This is a genomic window from Streptomyces sp. NPDC044061, from assembly GCF_056434305.1.
Genome location: NZ_JBWKFL010000029.1, coordinates 99,043 through 115,195, shown reverse-complemented (window position 1 = coordinate 115,195; position 16,153 = coordinate 99,043). Strand labels below are relative to the sequence as shown.

The window sequence follows — 16,153 nt, the reverse complement described above, 5'->3', positions numbered from 1 at the left end:
AGAACTCCCGTTGATAGCAATGCATCAACGACACAGAACGCTCACGGTGACGCTCGTCGAAGACATAGAAGAGAGAGACTCAAGCCCCGTTGATAACGGGCGGCCCCAGGAAGATCACATTCTCCTTGCCGACCACGAAGTCCAGCGTCCCTAGATGAGCGATGACCTCGCGTTTCACGGACCGCTGGTGGTCGAAGTCGAAGTCCTCCAGCGACTTGCGGGAGGGGAAGCGGGCGGCCCGGATGCGTCCCTCGGCGCCGTGGGAGTCGCGGGCGGCGACCTCTCGCTGCAGGCAGGCGGCGAGATACTCCTCGTGGCTCCAGCCCTCGTCGCGGGCCCGCTCGGCGAGCCGGGCGGCCGCGTCCCGCAGGGCCGGAGCCTTCAACGCCTTGGTCAGATAGACGAGTTCGGAGCCGACGTCGCGGGCGGTCCTGGTCTGGTTCGTGCTGTTCTTCGTGCTCATCACGCTGCCCCTTCGCCCGTGCTCAGACCGCCGTCGATGACGCCGAAGATCCGGTCGTAGGTCTCCAGCGACCGCTCCTCAACCTCGGTCACCTCCGGTGCCGGCTTCTTGGCGGCGGCCGTCTTGCGGGTGGCCGCGGCAGCCGCCGCGTGGTCGGGGTCGGTGATGGTCTGGTGGCGGGCCCAGCTGCGGGCATGGCGGGCGACCTCGACGCCGTCGCAGGTCACCAGGACTTGGTCCAGGTCGGCGGCGACCTCGATGCGGCGGCCGACGGCCAGCGGATGCACCGAGTAGTCGCAGGTGTCCAGACGGACGTAGTGATCCCTGGGCAGCCGCAAAGATGCCTTCCACCAGCCCGGCGGGGCGATCGGCGGCAGGGCCAGCATCCGCGAGCGGTCCGCCTCCAGCCGGTCCGACGGGCGGGCCTGCAGAGTGCGGTGGATGCGCCGGTTGGCCCTGGTCAGCCAGTCGGCGAGCTGGATGTTGAAGTCGGCTGGCGAGGTGAACACCCGGCCGGGCAGGAACGACGTCTCCAGATAGCCGTTGGCCCGCTCGACCAGGCCCTTGGCCTCCGGGTCCCGCGGCTTGCAGAGCAGGAACTTGATGCCCAGCAGTCCGGCGAACGCGGCGAATTCATCGGTGAGTTGGGGCCCGCCGGACCGCCAGGAGCCGACGGCGCCTTCGTTGTCCCAGACCAGCACCCGGGGGACGGCGCCCAGTTCGGTCAGCAGCCGCCAGTGCCCGGCGATGAGGTCGGCGGCCGAGCGGGAGGGCAGCATCCGTGCAGTGATCCACCGTGAGTAGCCCGCGACCATGACCAGAACCGGCGGCCGCCCGACCTGGCCGAAGCCGAGCGGGATGTCCGCGGGCGGGAACCACAGGTCGCACTGGCCGATCTCGCCCGGCTCATAGACCGTCCGCGAAGCCGGATCCGCAGGCCGAAAAGCTGGCCGCAACTCACGGATCCGGTCCTTGAGCACGGTCAGTCCACGGTCCCAGCCGATCCGCTCGGCGATCACCGTCGCGGGCATCTCCGGCCACTGCTCGAGCAGTTCACGGATCTGCGGCTCGGCCGCATCCACGATCGATCCCTTCGGTGCCCGCTGGTACTTCGGCGGCGCGTCGTCCGCGATCGCCCTGCGGACGGTGTTCCTCGAGATCCCCAGCTTCCTCGCGATCGCCCGCACCGGCATCTGCTCGGCCCGGTGAAGCCGGCGGATCTCCGCCCAGTCCTCCACGCTGATCACCACTCCTCCTGGCCTGGCTCAACGAGCCAGACCCCCTGGAGGGGGTCAACTTTCAAGCGTCGCTACTGGTCCACTTTTCAGCCGTCGCCGACACAACGCACCCTCCAGGTCACCGCCGGCGGGCCGTGCCTCTGCCAGACGGCTGGACCGTACTGCCTTGTCCCGAGGTGCGGCTCTCGTCACGGAGGTCTCCAAGGAGCTGGTCGCGCGTTCCACCTGCCCCGAGCGCAAGAGGACTTTCCCCTCGGTTGACCTCAGTTGTGCCTCACCGAACCACTCCAGCCAGTCAGGCTTCTCCTCGGCCTCGTGGCGCTCCCACAGGGAGGTGGCACGGTTGAGTGCCGTGCCTGCCTCGCGGTGGTCACCGTTGCGTGAGAGGGCCTCTGCCTTGTGCAGGAACAGGAACGACTGGGTGCAGGGCGACAGAAGGCGTGGCGCGTTGTCGATGGCTGTCGAGATCAGGTCGACGCGCTCGGCTGTGCGTCCGGCCTCGGAGACGTGCACTCCCATCTCTGCAAGGATGAACGAGCCGAAGGCGTCGTCGCCGGCGGTACGGGCGCTGCGCAGGGCACCGACGTAGTAGCGCTGCCCCGCAGACCGCAGACCGGCGTCGTAGGCCATCCATCCAGTCAGGTGCGACACGCGGGCAGCCAGCGCGTACAGCCGGAGGCAGACCTTTTCGGTACAGCGGCCACCGCTGAGGAGACCGGTGACCAGGGACAGGTCGCCTCGCGCTTGCTCCAGTAGTAGAGCGCCGCCGAGTTGGTCGTCGAGCGTGCGGAGGGTACTGATGCGCTGCTCGATCGTCGAGACCATCGTGTCCGTGACCCGATCGCCATTTAGCGCCGCGGCTACGGCGGAGGGGGCGTCCACCCAGCTCGCCGCGAGACCCGTCAGCGCGGCGCCCGTAATGGTGAGGAAGCCCCTGCGATCCATGCGACCACGTCCGACCAGATCGGGCAACGCCTCGACGGTACCGGCCTCGGTCCACGGCGCGGTGAGCTCCGCCACCTCCCAGACGGGGAGCCATCGAGGCCATCCCTCCGCGCGCGCCTGCTCGTACCGGACGCCCAGAAGGATGGACGACCCCACCCTCGTCTTCCGCCTCCTGACCCCCAACCGCCTGCTCGACATCGCGATGCGCAGGAGTCTGAACCGCCCGCAGTTCAGGTGCTTTCAGAAAGGCGAAGAGGTACACCCGGCCATCTACTACACCGACATCGTCAGTCCTCGGGGGCAGAGCATCCCCATGGTCAACATCCGCAGCCTAGGGAAGCTCCTGCGAGAAGGCGCGACGCTCATCCTTGACCAGGCCAACGTCTTCGATCCGACGATGGAGGTCGCGTGCCGGGCGCTGCAGTGGTGGTCTCATGAGCGAGTGCAGGTCAACGCCTACCTGACGACGAACGATGCCGCTGGCTTCCCCCTGCACTGGGACGATCACGACGTCGTGATCGTGCAGCTCACGGGCGAGAAGGAGTGGGAGGTGCGTGCGGCTTCCCGCAACGTCCCCATGTACCGGGACTCCGACCCCAACTACACCCCGAGCGACGAGATCATCTGGTCCGGCGCTATGAAGACGGGCGACGTCATGCACATACCCCGAGGACACTGGCACCAGGCGACCCGGACCGGCAGCGGTTCGGGAAAGAGTCTTCACGTCACGTTCGGCATTACCAAACGCACCGCCGCCAGCTGGCTCGCCTGGCTTGCCGACTGGTACCGCGAGCGCGAGGTCTTCAGGCACGATCTGGACCGCTGGCACGGCCCCGACAATGCGGCCCTGATGGAGGCAGCCACGGCACTGCTCGGCGAGCGTTCCCCAGACGACTACCTGGGCGCGTACGAGCAGGAGACGGCGCTGCCTCGGCATGTGCCGTTCCTCGACATCCTCGGGCCGCTCGACGCCGTGGTGTGCACCACCCACTTCCCTCCCCGACTCCAGGACAGCGGGGCGACCGTCGACGTCTTGGCCTCGGGGAAGAAGCTCACCCTCGAGGCCAAGGCCCTGCCTGCGCTGCGTCTGCTGCTGAGCGGCAGGCCCGTCGTGCTGGAGCAGGCCGCTGCCGTCGTCGGGGCGGAAGTGGTGGAGGTCGCCGAGATCCTGGTGGAGGAGGAGCTGTGCGCGGTGCTGACCCCCGAGTTGTCCTTGGGCTACACCGGTCTCGTCACGAACGCCGTCTCCTGACTGGCGCGCTGGACCTGGGCGTCACCGCGGTCGACACCAGCGCCAACTATCTTGGCTTCCGCTCGCACCAGGTCCTGGCGCGGACAGCCAGCGATCTGCTGCCGAAGTTCATGGTCTCCACCAAGGTCGGCTACTTCCCAGGGCCCGACGGGGCAGAGCACTCCCTGGACCCTGTGCGACTGACCACGGCCCTGAGACAGGCGGCCGAGGACCTCGGACGCGAGCCGGATCTGGTGTTCCTGCACAACCCGGAGCATTCCCTCCACGAAGCCGCCCCGCACAACAAGCACCTGTTCGCAGGGGCGTGTACCGCCCTGGATGACGCCACAGCGAGGGGGCTGTGCGCCGCCTGGGGCGTCGCGTCCTGGGACCCGTCACCGCTGCTGAGCCTGGTCGACGCAACTGTGCCGCGGCCATCGGTTCTCATGGCCCGCGCCGGCTTGCTCGTCGGAGCCAGAACCCTGGACGCGACAGACGCTCTCGTCAAGGCGTGGGATCTGCGTCGAGGCGAGGTGTGGGGGATGAGCCCTTTCGGAGGCAGCACCAGTGCCCCGGTGTGGGACAGATTCGACCCACGCGTCTTCCTGCGGGCCGGTCATGGGTTCTCCCGCGCGCAGGCGGCGTTCAGAGTCGCCTATCACCTCCCAGGGGTCGACTCCATCGCTGTGAGCACCGACGAACCGGGCCATTTGGGCGAGCTTGTCGGCGCCTTGGCCGGTGAGGCCGAGGAGCGGACCGTCCAGGAGTACCGGAAGCTCCTCCGGGATCGCTCGCGTGATCAGCTCGTGTGAAGCTCCTCGATGACCTGTTCGGCCGTGCGCCGCGCGGGTTCGAGCCGAGGGTCCTTCGGGTGCGCGTGCGGGCCGAGAATCCTCGAGCAGACGAACAACGTCATCAGCTTGCCGTCCCGACTCTCGAAGTCGCGCCGACGTTCCTGCCATACGCGGTCGGCCAGAGCCGGGACGGCAAGCGAGCTTGCCCACAGCGAAGCGGAGTCCAGCCCCTGAGGGGCGTTCCCCCAGTCCTCCCAGTCGAAGAGGCTGAATACTGGAGCGGTCACGTTGGCCCAGTTCAGGTCGGCGTGAGCCGGCACCCAGCGCTGGACGATCGTATCGAAGTCGCCGGAGAAGACGCCGCGGACGGACTCGGTGACCAATTCCTGCGTGATGGTGTCGGTGTCAGGCGTGGCGACCCGCTTGGTCGTGTGAGCTGCCAGCGCGTCCAGCGAGGCGTTGAAGCCCTTCCACCACTCGTCGGGAAGTTCCGGGGCATCACTCAAGATGGCGTTTCCGACCGGAGTTCCAGGCAGAAGGTCCGTCTCATCGGCCCGCCACGTCACCGGCTCGTCCGTGTCCCGCCAGACCACGCATCCGTGCCATGCCGGCTGGGCCACGCCCTCCAGACGGGCGGCACACTCGATGCCGTTCCACCCCTGATCAGTGATCTTGACGAGCGAGCGCCGCTCGACGCGGACCCAGGTATCGCGGTTTGTCCGGGCTCCTACTGACCGGCGCTTGCGCACCACCGTTTCCTGGGGGAAACGCACCTGGAGAGACCGCGCGACGCGATCAAGAACCTCATCAACCGGCTGCACTCGTAGATCAACAGTCTGACCCATGGAGACCGAGAGCGTCATACCCGCGACCGTAGCAGCGGTGCGGCATAAAGGAGTCCGACACAAGAATCCGGCGGCAACCACCGAGCGTCCCCACCCTCGAAATCAAATGGTTCACATTCGCAGCTGCAGGCCGAGTCAGCCAAGCTCCATGGGCGCTGGTCTCGTCCCCAGTGCGAGATTGTTCAGGGGGTCCCGGCACGCTTGTAGCCAGCCCACAACCGGCCGCCGGCCTGCCCGAGCACCTCGTCCACGATGGCCACGAGGGGCTCTACTCGCCCGTCCAAAACCTCACGCAGACCATGGCGCAGGTGCATGCCGAGCCCTGGTGCGGTCGTCTCGAGGCGGCGTGCCAGCCACTTCCCGCCGCCGCTCCAAGACGCGGCAATGGCGAGCGCCAATGCACCAGTTCGCCGCACCAGTTCGGTGGCAATGAACAACCGCTCGCTCTCATCGTTGCTTCCCACCAGGTCATCGAGGAGATCGGTGATCGCGTAGCGCTGATCATCGATCTCTTCAGCCGACATCGTGGGTGGCCCTGCGGCGGTCAGCTTCCGGGCCTCTGCGGCGAGGCGCGCCCCGAGTCCGTCGGTGTCGAAGAGCAGCAGCCCGTCGGCGCACATCCACAGCAGCGGTGACCGGCGCTTGCGCAGTTCCCGTGCGACGTAGGCGTGCCACGTCGCTTCGGTATGCACGAACATCTCCACTGGCCACTCGGCGTACTGGAGGCTTGCGCGGTATGGGGCTGGGGCTCCGTGGAGCAGTACCACGATGTCGAGGTCCGACGTCGCTGTGCGGCGGCCTGTCACGGCGCTGCCTCCCAGGAACGCGGCTCTCGCGTCCGGGTGATATTCATCTACAACGGCGCGTGCGGCCTCGATCGCAACCATGCGGCAACTATCAGTGCTCTGCCACCGCGGCGCACGGGATTTCTTTGGCTACGACAGCGCTGTCTCGTGATCTTTTCCCCTGAGGTCGGCGGCTCCGCGTATGGCTTTGGCTCTGAATCGGACGGTGGCTGTCCGGACCGGTTCAGGGAGTGGCCGACGACGATGTCTTCCTCCTCGTGTGTGGGCGCAGGCCTTGCGCGGATGCTTCACAGCCGCCGGACGCGCAGCACGCCGGTCAGCATCGGGAGAGCGAACTCGCCGCGGGCGGTCTCCGGTCTGCTCGCGAGGAAAGCGCGGATCCGGCTCAGCGTGGCCTCTCGTTCCTGATCCGGCATGACCAGCACCCCCGCCCGCGTCCCGATGGTCGCGACGAGCGAGTCGGCGGTGCGGCGCTGCCCGTGCGGGAACTCGGCCTGCTCCGGCGAGCCGAACCGGGCGGCCCCGCCGGTCTTGGGAAGGTGCATGTCGGCGGTCTCGGCGCGCCAGGCGGTGGGCGTGTCACGCGGGCCGACGGCCGCGCTCCCGCTGACCCGCGCGAGCCCGGCGACCCACTCGACCTGGTCGTCCATGAGGTTCCACAGGCCGGCCAGGATGCCGCCGGGCGCGAGGACCCTGGCGATCTCGGGTCCCGCGACTTCCATGTCGAACCAGTGCATGGCATTGCCGGCCACCACGGCATCGACGGCAGCGTCCGGCAGCGGTATCGACTCGGCACTACCCGACAGGGCACGGACATCCGGCAGTGAGCGGCGCAGCTCGGTCAGCATCCCCTCGGCGGGCTCGACCGCGACGACCTCGCCGCCCAGTGCGACCAGCGTGGCGGTCAGCTTGCCGGTTCCGGCGCCCAGGTCGAGCACGCGCGGGCCCGGCGCGGGTTCGAGCGCCCAGCCCACCGCGGCCTGCGCGTAGTCCGGACGGTGTTCGGCGTATGCGACAGCCGCCACGCCGAACGACGAGGCGTGAAGGAGCCGTTCATCCTGATCCACGCGGTGACGCTACCGGTGCGGCCGGCGGTCGGCCCCCCCGCCTCACCGCTTCGGCGACGGCGACCCGACAGCGCTACCGGCCTCGGCGCCCGGCGAGGGCGCGGTGGTACGTGCCGGGGGGCGGCTCGGCGTGCGCGACGGGCTGCTCACCCGCGACGCCCGATCCCGTCGGAGGAGGTGCTCACCGGGCGCCGTGGCGCCCGCGGCGCGCCGATGACATCGTTTACCGCAACAGCGTCGGACTCGGCATCCAGGACGCGGCGGCGGCCCGGGCCGTGGTCCGTACGGCGAAGGAGGCGGTCGCGTGAATCTTCGGGCCAGGGTGGTCATCGTCGGCGGCGGGGTGATGGGCACGAGCATCGCCTACCACCTGGCGCGTGCCGGAGTGCGTGACGTCGTCCTGGTCGAACGCGACGAACTCGCCGCCGGCTCCACCTCCAAGGCCGCGGGAGGCGTGCGGGCCCAGTTCTCCGACGAGCTGAACATCCAGCTCGGCGCCCGCAGCCTGGAGGCCTTCGGCCGGTTCGAGGAGGAGATCGGCCGGGACATCGGGCTGCACCGGGTCGGCTATCTGTTCCTGCTGTCCACGCCCGAGCAGGTCGCCTCCTTCGAAGCGGGCGTACGACTGCAGAACTCCCTCGGTGTGCCCAGCCGGATGCTCACCCCCGGGGAGGCCCGCCGGCTCTCGCCGCTGATCACCACCGACGGACTGCTGGCCGCCGCCCACTCCCCGGACGACGGCCACTGCACGCCCGAGGCGGTCGTCCACGGCTACGCGGCCGCCGCCCGCGCCCACGGCGCCCGCGTCCTGCGCCACACCGAGGTGACCGGCATCGAACGGCAGGGCGCCACCATCACCGCCGTCACCACCACCCTCGGCCGTATCGACACGGACACGGTGATCTGCGCGGCCGGCGCCTGGTCGCGGGCGGTCGGGGCCATGGTCGACGTGGATCTGCCGGTACGACCGCTGCGCCGCCAGATCGCCGTCACCGAACCGGTGCCGGGCCTGCCTCACACGCTGCCCATGACCATCGACTTCACCACCAGCCTCTACTTCCACGCCGAGGGCCCCGGCCTGCTGCTCGGCATGTCCGACCCGGACGAGCGGCCCGGCTTCGCCACCGACACCCACGACCGCTGGATCCCCCGGCTGTGCGAGGCGATGCAGCGGCGCGCCCCCGCCCTGCTGGAGCTGCGCCGCACCGGCGGCTGGGCCGGGCTGTACGAGAACACGCCCGACCACAACGCCCTGATCGGTGAGGCGCCCTCGGTCTCCCGCTTCCTGTATGCGACCGGCTTCTCGGGCCACGGCTTACTGCAGGGACCCGCCGTGGGCGAGATCGTCCGCGACCTGTACTTGGGCCGCGTACCCTTCCTGGACGTCAGCCCCCTGAGCGCCGGCCGGTTCGCGGCCGACGCCCCGCGCCCGGAGGCCAACCTGGTATGAGCGAGCTCCACCTGTGGCTGCGCCACGAGGCCCGTACGACCGAGCGGCGCACGCCGGTCGTCCCCGCCGGCGCCCGCCGCCTGATCGAGAACGGCGTACGCCTGACCGTGGAGGAGTCCCCGCAGCGGGTCTTCCCCCTCGAGGAGTACGAGGCGGCCGGCTGCCGTACCGCCCCCGCGGGCTCCTGGGTGACGGCGCCGCCGGACGCCGTCATCCTCGGTCTGAAGGAACTCCCGGACAAGCCAGCGGTCTTGACACACCGGCACATCTCCTTCGGGCACGCCTACAAACAGCAGCCGGGCGCGGCGGCGCTGCTGCGCCGGTTCGCGGCCGGGGGAGGAGCGCTGCTGGACCTGGAGTACCTGGTGGACGAGCACGGCCGCAGGCTGGCCGCCTTCGGCTTCTGGGCGGGCTACCTGGGTGCCGCCCTCGCCGTGCTCCAGCACCGGGGCAGGCTGCGGGCCCCGCTGCGGCCCACCACGAAGGAGGAGCTGGACGCCACCCTCGAACCGCTCGCCGACGACCCCGAGTTCACGGCCCTGGTGATCGGCGCGCTCGGCCGCAGCGGCCGGGGCGCCTCGGCCGCCTTCGACACCGCCGGGGTGGCCCCGACCCGCTGGGACCTCGCCGAGACCCGCGACCTGGACCGCCCGGCCCTGCTCGGCCACGACGTGATGGTCAACTGCGTGCTCGCCCTCACCCCCGGCCCGCCCTTCCTGCGCGAGCCAGACCTGGACGACCCCGCCCGCCGGCTGCGCACCCTGTGCGACGTCACCTGCGACGTCGGCTCCCCGCTGAACGTCCTCCCCGTCTACGACCGCACCACCGACTGGACGGACCCGGCGCGCCGCCTGCGCAAGGAGCCGCCGCTGGACCTCATCGCCATCGACAACCTGCCCTCGCTGCTGCCCCGCGAGTCCAGCACCGACTTCTCCGCGGCCCTGCTTCTCCAGTTGCTCGACTTCGGCACCTCGGGTGCGTGGAGGCGCTGCCTCGACCGGTTCCACCAGGCCTGCCGTGAACTCGGCATCGCAGAAGGGGAGTTCCGCCATGACTGAGCGCGTACCGGCGAGCGGCACCGTCCACTGGGTGGGTGCCGGACTGTCCACCGGCAGCGGGCCGGCCGTGCTGTGCGAGCGGGCCGAGCGGGTACGGCTGTGGCACCGCACCGAGGAACGCGCGGCCGACGCCCTCGCCCACCTGGGCCTGACCGGGAGGGCCGAGCCCCGCGCGTTCACCCTGCCCGCGCTCGCCGCCGAACTGGCGCCCGGGGACGTGGTGGTGTCGATGCTGCCCGCGCCCGAACACGCCGGTGTGCTGGCCGCCTGCGTGCGGACGCGAGCGCACTTCGCCTGCTCCAGCTACGTGTCCCCCGAAGTGCTCGACCAGGTGCCGGCGGCGGAGGCGGCCGGGCTGGTGGTGCTCACCGAGGCGGGCCTCGACCCGGGCATCGACCACCTCTTCGCGCACAGCCTCGTCGGCAGGGCGCGCACGGAGATCGGCGCGGACACCCCGGCGACCTACCGCCTCACCTCGTACTGCGGTGGTGTCCCGGCGGTCCCGAACGACTTCCGCTACCGCTTCAGCTGGGCCCCCCTCGGCGTCCTCAACGCCCTGCGCTCGCCCGCCCGTTACCTGGAGAACGGCACCGAGACGACCGCCGACCGCCCCTGGGAGGCGACCCGGCCGCACGTCCTCGACGGGGAGACCTTCGAGGCCTACCCCAACCGGGACAGCGTTCCCTTCATCGAGCAGTACGGGCTTCCGGCCGCCTGGACCCCGCGCACCTTCGTGCGCGGCACCCTGCGCCTGGACGGCTGGCTGAAGGCGTGGGCACCCGTCTTCGAGGAGCTGAGGACGGGCGACGACGAGCGCATCGCCGCCCTGGCCAGGGAGCTGGCGGCCGCGTACCCGACGACGGACGCGGACCGCGACCGCGTGGTGCTGTCGGTGACCCTGGAGGTCGAGACCGGCACGGGCCGCACCTGGACGGGCGGTTACCTGATCGACCTCGTGGGCGACGCGGAGGAGTCGGCGATGGCCCGCTGCGTCTCCCGCCCCCTCGCCCTCGGCGTCCACCACATCCTCGACGGCAGCCTGCCGGCGGGCCTGAACCGGGCGGCGGAGACGACGGAACGGTCGAACCGCTGGCTTGCCGAACTCGCCGAAGAAGGACTGAGGTTCAGTTTTCGGGAGGAGGTCCCGGGCGCTGGCTGATCTCCCTGTGGTCGGGAACTTCGACACGTCTTCGACGCGGCCACCCGCGAAAACCCGGTGACAGCCGGACAGCCCCGGAGTCCGCCCTTGATCGTCAAGAGGCCGTCCGGGGCTTCGTCGCGTCGGCTGATATGGGCTCTGACCAGCAAAAAGCCCTCCCGATGGGAAGGCTGGGCGTGGGCGCCCCCGGCAGGACTCGAACCTGCGGCCAAGCGCTTAGAAGATGCGGGCACGTGATGGTGGGGCGGTCAGCCAACACGCCGCCTGTACCGTGGCGGGCTGCTGAGTGCCGCTGGCGTCCACCGTCGTTGCCGTCAGCATTGCCGTCACTGCCGTCGGTGGCGACGGCGTCTGACCATCACGTTAGGAGTTCGATTCAAGCCAGCTGCGGCTGCGGCCGCCGTCTGGCGCCACGGTCGAGCAGAGCCGCCGGTGTGCGCTTTCGTTCGGTGCCGTTGATGCACTCGTGGATGTCAGAAGCCTTCTGGTCCGTAGCTCTACGGAGATTGATAAGCGGAGGTCATACAGGCTGATCCCGAGGCCTGCTATGAGGCCTCGCTGTGGGGGCGCAGCGTTTCGCTGCTGTACAGCACCGTCCGATCTTGTCGTACGGGTCATGGAGCAGGGGTGCCGACAAGAGGACAGCATTCACTGATGTCGCTTACACCCCAATGGGCTGGGCATCTGAATCTCGCCTCTTGGTGGAGAGCCCTTTCCTCCGGGACACTCCTTCGAGGGAGGAGCTCGATATGTACAACGCCTTGTCACTCGCAATTTCGCTTGTAGCATTAGGGCTCTCGGGATTCACCGCGCTTTGGCAGCTACGCCAGGCACGTTCAACCAGCCACATGGCCATGCTCCTTGATGTGGCCCTGAATAACATTCGGGACAGAGATTTCCAACGAGACCAGCATTACGTTCTGACGCGGCTTGCACAGGAACATGAGCCTGGGGTTGGCATGGATGCTCTGCCCGAGCCGGTGCGTACGATGACACGCAACGTTGCCTTCAGCTACGAGTATATTGGGGCAATGGTTGCCCTTGGCCTGGTCGATTCAGGTCTGGCGCTTAGCGTTTTACACTTCCGCGTCAGGCAAGTTTGGACAGCACTGGAACCGTATGCCCGCGCGGAGAGGGAAATAAGGAATGCTCCCTTCCTCCCCTTCTTCGAGAATCTCTATCTGGTGTCATGTGCGAACCCCACTGCCGATTTCTTGCGCTCTCTCAATTTGCGCACTTCTGACGAGCATTCACCCTCCTAATAAGGGCGTCCGCGAAGTATCGCGTTTTGTACACCTGTACCTGCACCTGCATTGGCGGCGGGCTGGCATTAATTATCCGAGATTTACCGGTGTTAGGGGCGCTCTGGCCAACGCTCCCGGACGTGCGCAACCTTGGGGCGACGCCACAAGGCTCCGACTGGTATCTGTGGCCGGTGCCTTCGGACTGCCGGAGGCGGCTACTCCGCCCTGCGCGGGCAGTCATCGCCATAGGATACCTACCTTGAGGGGGAAGCATGCAGAATTTTAGGATCCACCGCTCGCTGCCCTGGATTCTTGTGTCTGCTGCTCTGATCGCACTTGTGATCTTGACACCATTCGTCATCAAGTGGTGGGCGCCGGGCAATTTAAATTGGGACCAACTCAGCGCGATTAGTCAGACATGCAGCGATGTCTCTATCCCGCTGTCCGGGCGGCACTACTCGTGTCGCTGGGTCGCTCGTGTTACAGGCGCGCCAGATGAAGGCGACTCTCGCCAACGAGCATCGTGCCTCACGCAGTGATCTCGCGATGCGAGTCCTGGACGACCTGCGCCTGAGGTGTGTTGGGAGCCCCCGCTTGAACCCATGAGTCGAGAGCGACGACGCCTGCACATTTACACCAACATGATCATCATGAACTGGCGGGCGGAGTATCTCAATGGCTGGCTGGACGATGAGGGCCTCTTGAGCAATGCCACGCTGGTTATGCGAGGCGAGATCATGTGGGAATTCTGGCGGATGAACTCGCAGTGGTGGCACGAGAACACGAAATATAAAAACGGGCGGCAGCAACGCTTCATCGCACTCCTCGACGACGCACTGTTGCGCGCTGAGGCGGCTGGGCCTGCCGTAAGCCCCGATGACTACTTTCTTCCGGAGCCAACCTGACCTTAAACGAGCTGGTTGCGTGCTTCCGCGCAGTACAGGGGTCTGCTGCAGGTTCGGGTGACAGGTTGACCTGCCCCACCTCTCAGGTTCCAGTTCTGCTGGCTAACTGACGGCCTTCACGAAAGGCTGCCGGACATGCCCCGCGCCTACCCCGCTGAGTTCCGCGCCCGCGCCGTCGCGTTGGTGCGGGCAGGAAAAGAACAGAAGCAGACCGCCGTTGACCTCGGCGTCCATCCGGTCACGTTGTCGAAGTGGTTGCGCCAGGACGACATCGACAACGGACGGCGCCCTGGCAGGGTCTCGGAGGAGTTCGCAGAGCTGCGTGCAGCGCGGCGACGAACGCGAGCTGGAAACCGAGCTCGAGATCGTCCGCAAGGCCGCCAAGTTCCTCGGCGAGGACAAGCCGGCCCCAAAAGGCTCTACCCGGTGATCGACCGTCTCGTCGATGCCGGGGCACCGGTCGACCGATGCTGCCGGATCCTCGGGGTCGCCCGGCAGAACTACTACAAACACAAGCGCACCCCGACCACACCGCGGCAGCTGCGACGGGAGTGGCTGACCGGGCTGATCCGGGAGGTCCACGTCGCTTCACGCGGCACCTACGGCTACCGCCGCGTCCACGCCGAGCTCACCCTGGGCATGGGCATCCCGGTGTGCTCGAGGACCGTGTCGGTGCTGATGACACAGGCCGGGATCCACGGACTGCCCGGACCGGTGCGGATCAAGCGCCTGCGGGGTGTCGTCACCGCCGATGACCTGGTCAACCGGGAGTTCCATCGGCTGCGTCCCAACGAGCTGTGGGTCACCGACATCACGCAACACCGCACCAGAGAAGGGTGGGTGTACTGCGCGGCGGTCCTGGACGCGTTCAGCCGCAAGATCGTGGGCTGGTCGATCGACTCCAGACAGGACTCCACCCTCAGGCGGGATAGTGCACGCCGATCACGGCACCCAGTTCACCTCCTGGGTCTTCGGGGAAAGGATCCGCTCCGCCGGGCTCCTGCCATCGTTCGGCACGGTCGGAGACGGCCTGGACAACGCGATGATGGAGTCGTTCTGGTCCTCGATGCAGATCGAGCTGTTGAACCGCAAACGGTGGAAGGCCCGGGTCGAGTTGGCGAACGCGATCTTCGAGTACATCGAGATCTTCCACAACCGACAGCGGCGCCACTCAGCACTGGGCTACCGCACCCCGATCGAGTACGAGCTACTCTCCGAACAAGACACCATCCCCGCCGCCAGTTAGCCACCGCAACTGGAACCCAAACCGTGGGGCAGGTCAAGATGTCACCCGATCGTGCATCAGACCCGGACGCGCTCTGCGGCTGTCACCTGACAGACGGCCTCGAAGCCGGCGGCCATAGGGGTCGGCCTTCGGTGGCTTCGGTCGTCTGGGCGGCGGCCCCGTCCAGTGCCTCATGCCCGCATCCGACTGAGACGGAAGATCGCGGAAGCCCAGGCTGCTGAGTAGCCTGGGCTTCCGTGTGCCCAGGTCGGCGATGCGGCAGATACGAGATTCGAACTGGTGAGAGGTTGTCCTCAACATGCTTTCCAAGTCTTCGCATGGGGGTCCGTAGAGAGACGGGGAAGTCCTGACCTGCGGTAGAGAAGGTGCTGGTAGGGGTCTCGGACGCTGCTGGACGCGGGTGAATGAGACCAAAACTGAGACCAGAGACGCCCCTGTTCCCCCCGTCACAGACGGCGTGGAGGGTGCATGGTCATCGGCTCCCGGGGTGTTGTCAGTGCCTCCCCATAGCATGCGCCGCCATGAGCATGAGTAGGCGCAGGAAGTGCGAGTTTGCCGGATGCGGCCGGGAGGCAAACCGCGGGGTGCTCTGCCAGAGCCACTACAACCAGAAGCGCCAGGGCAAGCAACTGACCCCCCTCCAAACTCGCAACGCCTGGAGGGGGTGCGACTTCGAGGGGTGCGAGCGTCCACACCTCGCGAAGGGCTACTGCAAGGGGCACTACGACCAGATTCGGAGAGGGCGCGACCTGCGTCCGCTGGTGAACAAGGGCATGAGTGGGACCTGCGGGTTCACCGGCTGTGACAGGCCGCACCAGGCTTGGGGGCTCTGCACCGCGCACTACCAGCAGTTCAGGAAGGGTGCAGTACTCACACCCCTGTACGACTGGGTGATCAAGCCCGAGGCCAAGTGCGTGGCGATGACGGGGTGCGAGCGCGCCGTGTACAGCGGTGGCCTGTGCAGGACACACAGTGATCAGAGGCGCCGCGGGGTGCCGTTTGCCGTTCTTCCTGCCCCTGTTCGAAGGGAATACCAGTGCCGAGGTCCGGAGTGTGCAAGGGCGCGTGAAGATGTGGAAGGACTATGCCGATCGCATGCACTGATGCAGAGACGAGGTCAGCCGCTCACCCCCCTTGCGCTCAGGACTCCGCCCGACGTGGGTCGACAGCTCATAGATCGAGGCGTCTACTGGTGTACTTCGTGTCAGCAGGAGCTCCCGCTTACTCATTTCGGAACCGATGCCGGGCGAGGTGGCCTGCCCCGGGGTAACTGCAAGCTGTGTCAGGGGATCGTGACCCGAGCCAGTAAGCACAAGCGATCGTTCTTGGATGTGCATCTCCTTTTCGAGCATCAGGGGTATAAATGCGCCATTTGCCCGGTTGTGCATGCAGACGGAGATGGCCTGCACCTTGATCACGACCATGAGTGTTGCCCCAACAAGGGTGGGTCCTGTGGCCAATGCATCAGGGGATTGCTGTGCTGGGGATGCAACGGGGGTGTACTTCCGTGGTACGAGCGCATCCGCGGTCAAGCGCCCCCGTATCCGCCGCTGGAGTCGTACCTGAGTGATCCTCCAGCAGCAGCACTTGGGCTAACGACGGCCCCGCCCGGGAGCGAGTAAGGCCGAAAACATCGGTGCGGGGGTAGGGCGAGTGGTCCGAGGCGTAGGTCCAGCGTCGGTACCCTGGAGCGCATGTCTAC

Annotated in this window: 15 protein-coding genes and 3 pseudogenes; 10 read left to right on the top strand and 8 right to left on the bottom strand. The window is 67.7% G+C overall.

All coding sequences use genetic code 11. From position 1 onward, the window contains the following. Positions 1-79: 79 nt before the first annotated feature. The 3 genes and pseudogenes from AC07CM_RS35990 to AC07CM_RS35980 all read right to left on the bottom strand — a co-directional run. Positions 80-463 (bottom strand): ATP-binding protein, encoded by a 384-nt coding sequence (locus AC07CM_RS35990; RefSeq protein WP_478880686.1) that lies wholly within the window; start codon positions 461-463, stop codon positions 80-82. Beyond that, positions 463-1,710 (bottom strand): IS21 family transposase, encoded by a 1,248-nt coding sequence (gene istA / locus AC07CM_RS35985; RefSeq protein WP_478880685.1) that lies wholly within the window; start codon positions 1,708-1,710, stop codon positions 463-465. The genes AC07CM_RS35990 and istA overlap by 1 nt, the downstream gene beginning before the upstream one ends. Positions 1,711-1,803: 93 nt before the next feature. Then, positions 1,804-2,787: pseudogene (locus AC07CM_RS35980) on the bottom strand (transcriptional regulator); the annotation flags it as partial. A gap of 1 nt (position 2,788) precedes the next feature. Here AC07CM_RS35980 and AC07CM_RS35975 point away from each other — a divergent pair. Beyond that, positions 2,789-3,898: pseudogene (locus AC07CM_RS35975) on the top strand (JmjC domain-containing protein); the annotation flags it as partial. Continuing rightward, positions 3,832-4,689: an aldo/keto reductase gene (locus AC07CM_RS35970; RefSeq protein WP_478880684.1), complete on the top strand. Its 858-nt coding sequence runs from the start codon at positions 3,832-3,834 to the stop codon at positions 4,687-4,689. The pseudogene AC07CM_RS35975 and the gene AC07CM_RS35970, both read left to right, overlap by 67 nt. Here the strand turns inward: AC07CM_RS35970 and AC07CM_RS35965 are convergent. The 3 genes from AC07CM_RS35965 to AC07CM_RS35955 all read right to left on the bottom strand — a co-directional run bounded on the left by AC07CM_RS35965 (position 4,677) and on the right by AC07CM_RS35955 (position 7,389). Continuing rightward, positions 4,677-5,534 carry a hypothetical protein gene (locus tag AC07CM_RS35965; protein WP_478880683.1) on the bottom strand — a complete coding sequence of 286 codons (858 nt, stop codon included), beginning with the start codon at positions 5,532-5,534 and terminating at the stop codon, positions 4,677-4,679. The two genes, AC07CM_RS35970 and AC07CM_RS35965, sit on opposite strands and share 13 nt — an antisense overlap. A gap of 164 nt (positions 5,535-5,698) precedes the next feature. Further along, positions 5,699-6,403 (bottom strand): nucleotidyltransferase domain-containing protein, encoded by a 705-nt coding sequence (locus AC07CM_RS35960; protein WP_478880682.1) that lies wholly within the window; start codon positions 6,401-6,403, stop codon positions 5,699-5,701. Between the two features lie 206 nt (positions 6,404-6,609). Further along, positions 6,610-7,389 carry a class I SAM-dependent methyltransferase gene (locus AC07CM_RS35955; RefSeq protein WP_478880681.1) on the bottom strand — a complete coding sequence of 260 codons (780 nt, stop codon included), beginning with the start codon at positions 7,387-7,389 and terminating at the stop codon, positions 6,610-6,612. A gap of 304 nt (positions 7,390-7,693) precedes the next feature. On the opposite strand from AC07CM_RS35955, the gene AC07CM_RS35950 reads away from it, so the two are divergent. The 5 genes from AC07CM_RS35950 to AC07CM_RS35930 all read left to right on the top strand — a co-directional run bounded on the left by AC07CM_RS35950 (position 7,694) and on the right by AC07CM_RS35930 (position 13,205). Further along, entirely contained in the window at positions 7,694-8,839 is a 1,146-nt protein-coding gene (locus tag AC07CM_RS35950; RefSeq protein ID WP_478880680.1) for an NAD(P)/FAD-dependent oxidoreductase, read from the top strand. Beyond that, a complete protein-coding gene (locus AC07CM_RS35945) occupies positions 8,836-9,897 on the top strand; it encodes a saccharopine dehydrogenase (protein ID WP_478880679.1) in 1,062 nt (353 codons plus the stop codon). The genes AC07CM_RS35950 and AC07CM_RS35945 overlap by 4 nt, the downstream gene beginning before the upstream one ends. Next, entirely contained in the window at positions 9,890-11,056 is a 1,167-nt protein-coding gene (locus tag AC07CM_RS35940; protein ID WP_478880678.1) for a saccharopine dehydrogenase family protein, read from the top strand. Before AC07CM_RS35945 ends, AC07CM_RS35940 begins: the two co-directional genes overlap by 8 nt. Positions 11,057-11,805: 749 nt before the next feature. Beyond that, entirely contained in the window at positions 11,806-12,318 is a 513-nt protein-coding gene (locus AC07CM_RS35935) for a DUF4760 domain-containing protein (RefSeq protein ID WP_478880677.1), read from the top strand. 557 nt (positions 12,319-12,875) lie between these two features. Next, positions 12,876-13,205: a DUF6082 family protein gene (locus tag AC07CM_RS35930; RefSeq protein ID WP_478880676.1), complete on the top strand. Its 330-nt coding sequence runs from the start codon at positions 12,876-12,878 to the stop codon at positions 13,203-13,205. 102 nt (positions 13,206-13,307) lie between these two features. Here AC07CM_RS35930 and AC07CM_RS35925 read toward each other — a convergent pair whose 3' ends face one another. Further along, positions 13,308-13,439: a hypothetical protein gene (locus AC07CM_RS35925; protein WP_384273714.1), complete on the bottom strand. Its 132-nt coding sequence runs from the start codon at positions 13,437-13,439 to the stop codon at positions 13,308-13,310. Between AC07CM_RS35925 and AC07CM_RS35920 the strand changes: the two are divergent. Both AC07CM_RS35920 and AC07CM_RS35915 read left to right on the top strand, forming a co-directional pair. Beyond that, positions 13,389-14,072 (top strand): annotated as a pseudogene (locus tag AC07CM_RS35920) (IS3 family transposase); the annotation flags it as partial. The gene AC07CM_RS35925 and the pseudogene AC07CM_RS35920 sit on opposite strands and share 51 nt — an antisense overlap. 64 nt (positions 14,073-14,136) lie before the next feature. Next, positions 14,137-14,451, top strand: coding sequence for a transposase (locus AC07CM_RS35915; protein WP_478880675.1), 315 nt, complete (start codon positions 14,137-14,139; stop codon positions 14,449-14,451). A 1,082-nt stretch (positions 14,452-15,533) separates the two neighbouring features. On the opposite strand, the gene AC07CM_RS35910 is transcribed toward AC07CM_RS35915, so the two are convergent. Next, a complete protein-coding gene (locus tag AC07CM_RS35910; protein WP_478880691.1) occupies positions 15,534-15,869 on the bottom strand; it encodes a hypothetical protein in 336 nt (111 codons plus the stop codon). Here AC07CM_RS35910 and AC07CM_RS35905 point away from each other — a divergent pair. Continuing rightward, positions 15,783-16,073, top strand: a complete 291-nt coding sequence (locus tag AC07CM_RS35905; protein WP_478880690.1) for an endonuclease domain-containing protein — start codon at positions 15,783-15,785, stop codon at positions 16,071-16,073. The two genes, AC07CM_RS35910 and AC07CM_RS35905, sit on opposite strands and share 87 nt — an antisense overlap. The last annotated feature ends 80 nt before the right edge of the window (positions 16,074-16,153 follow it).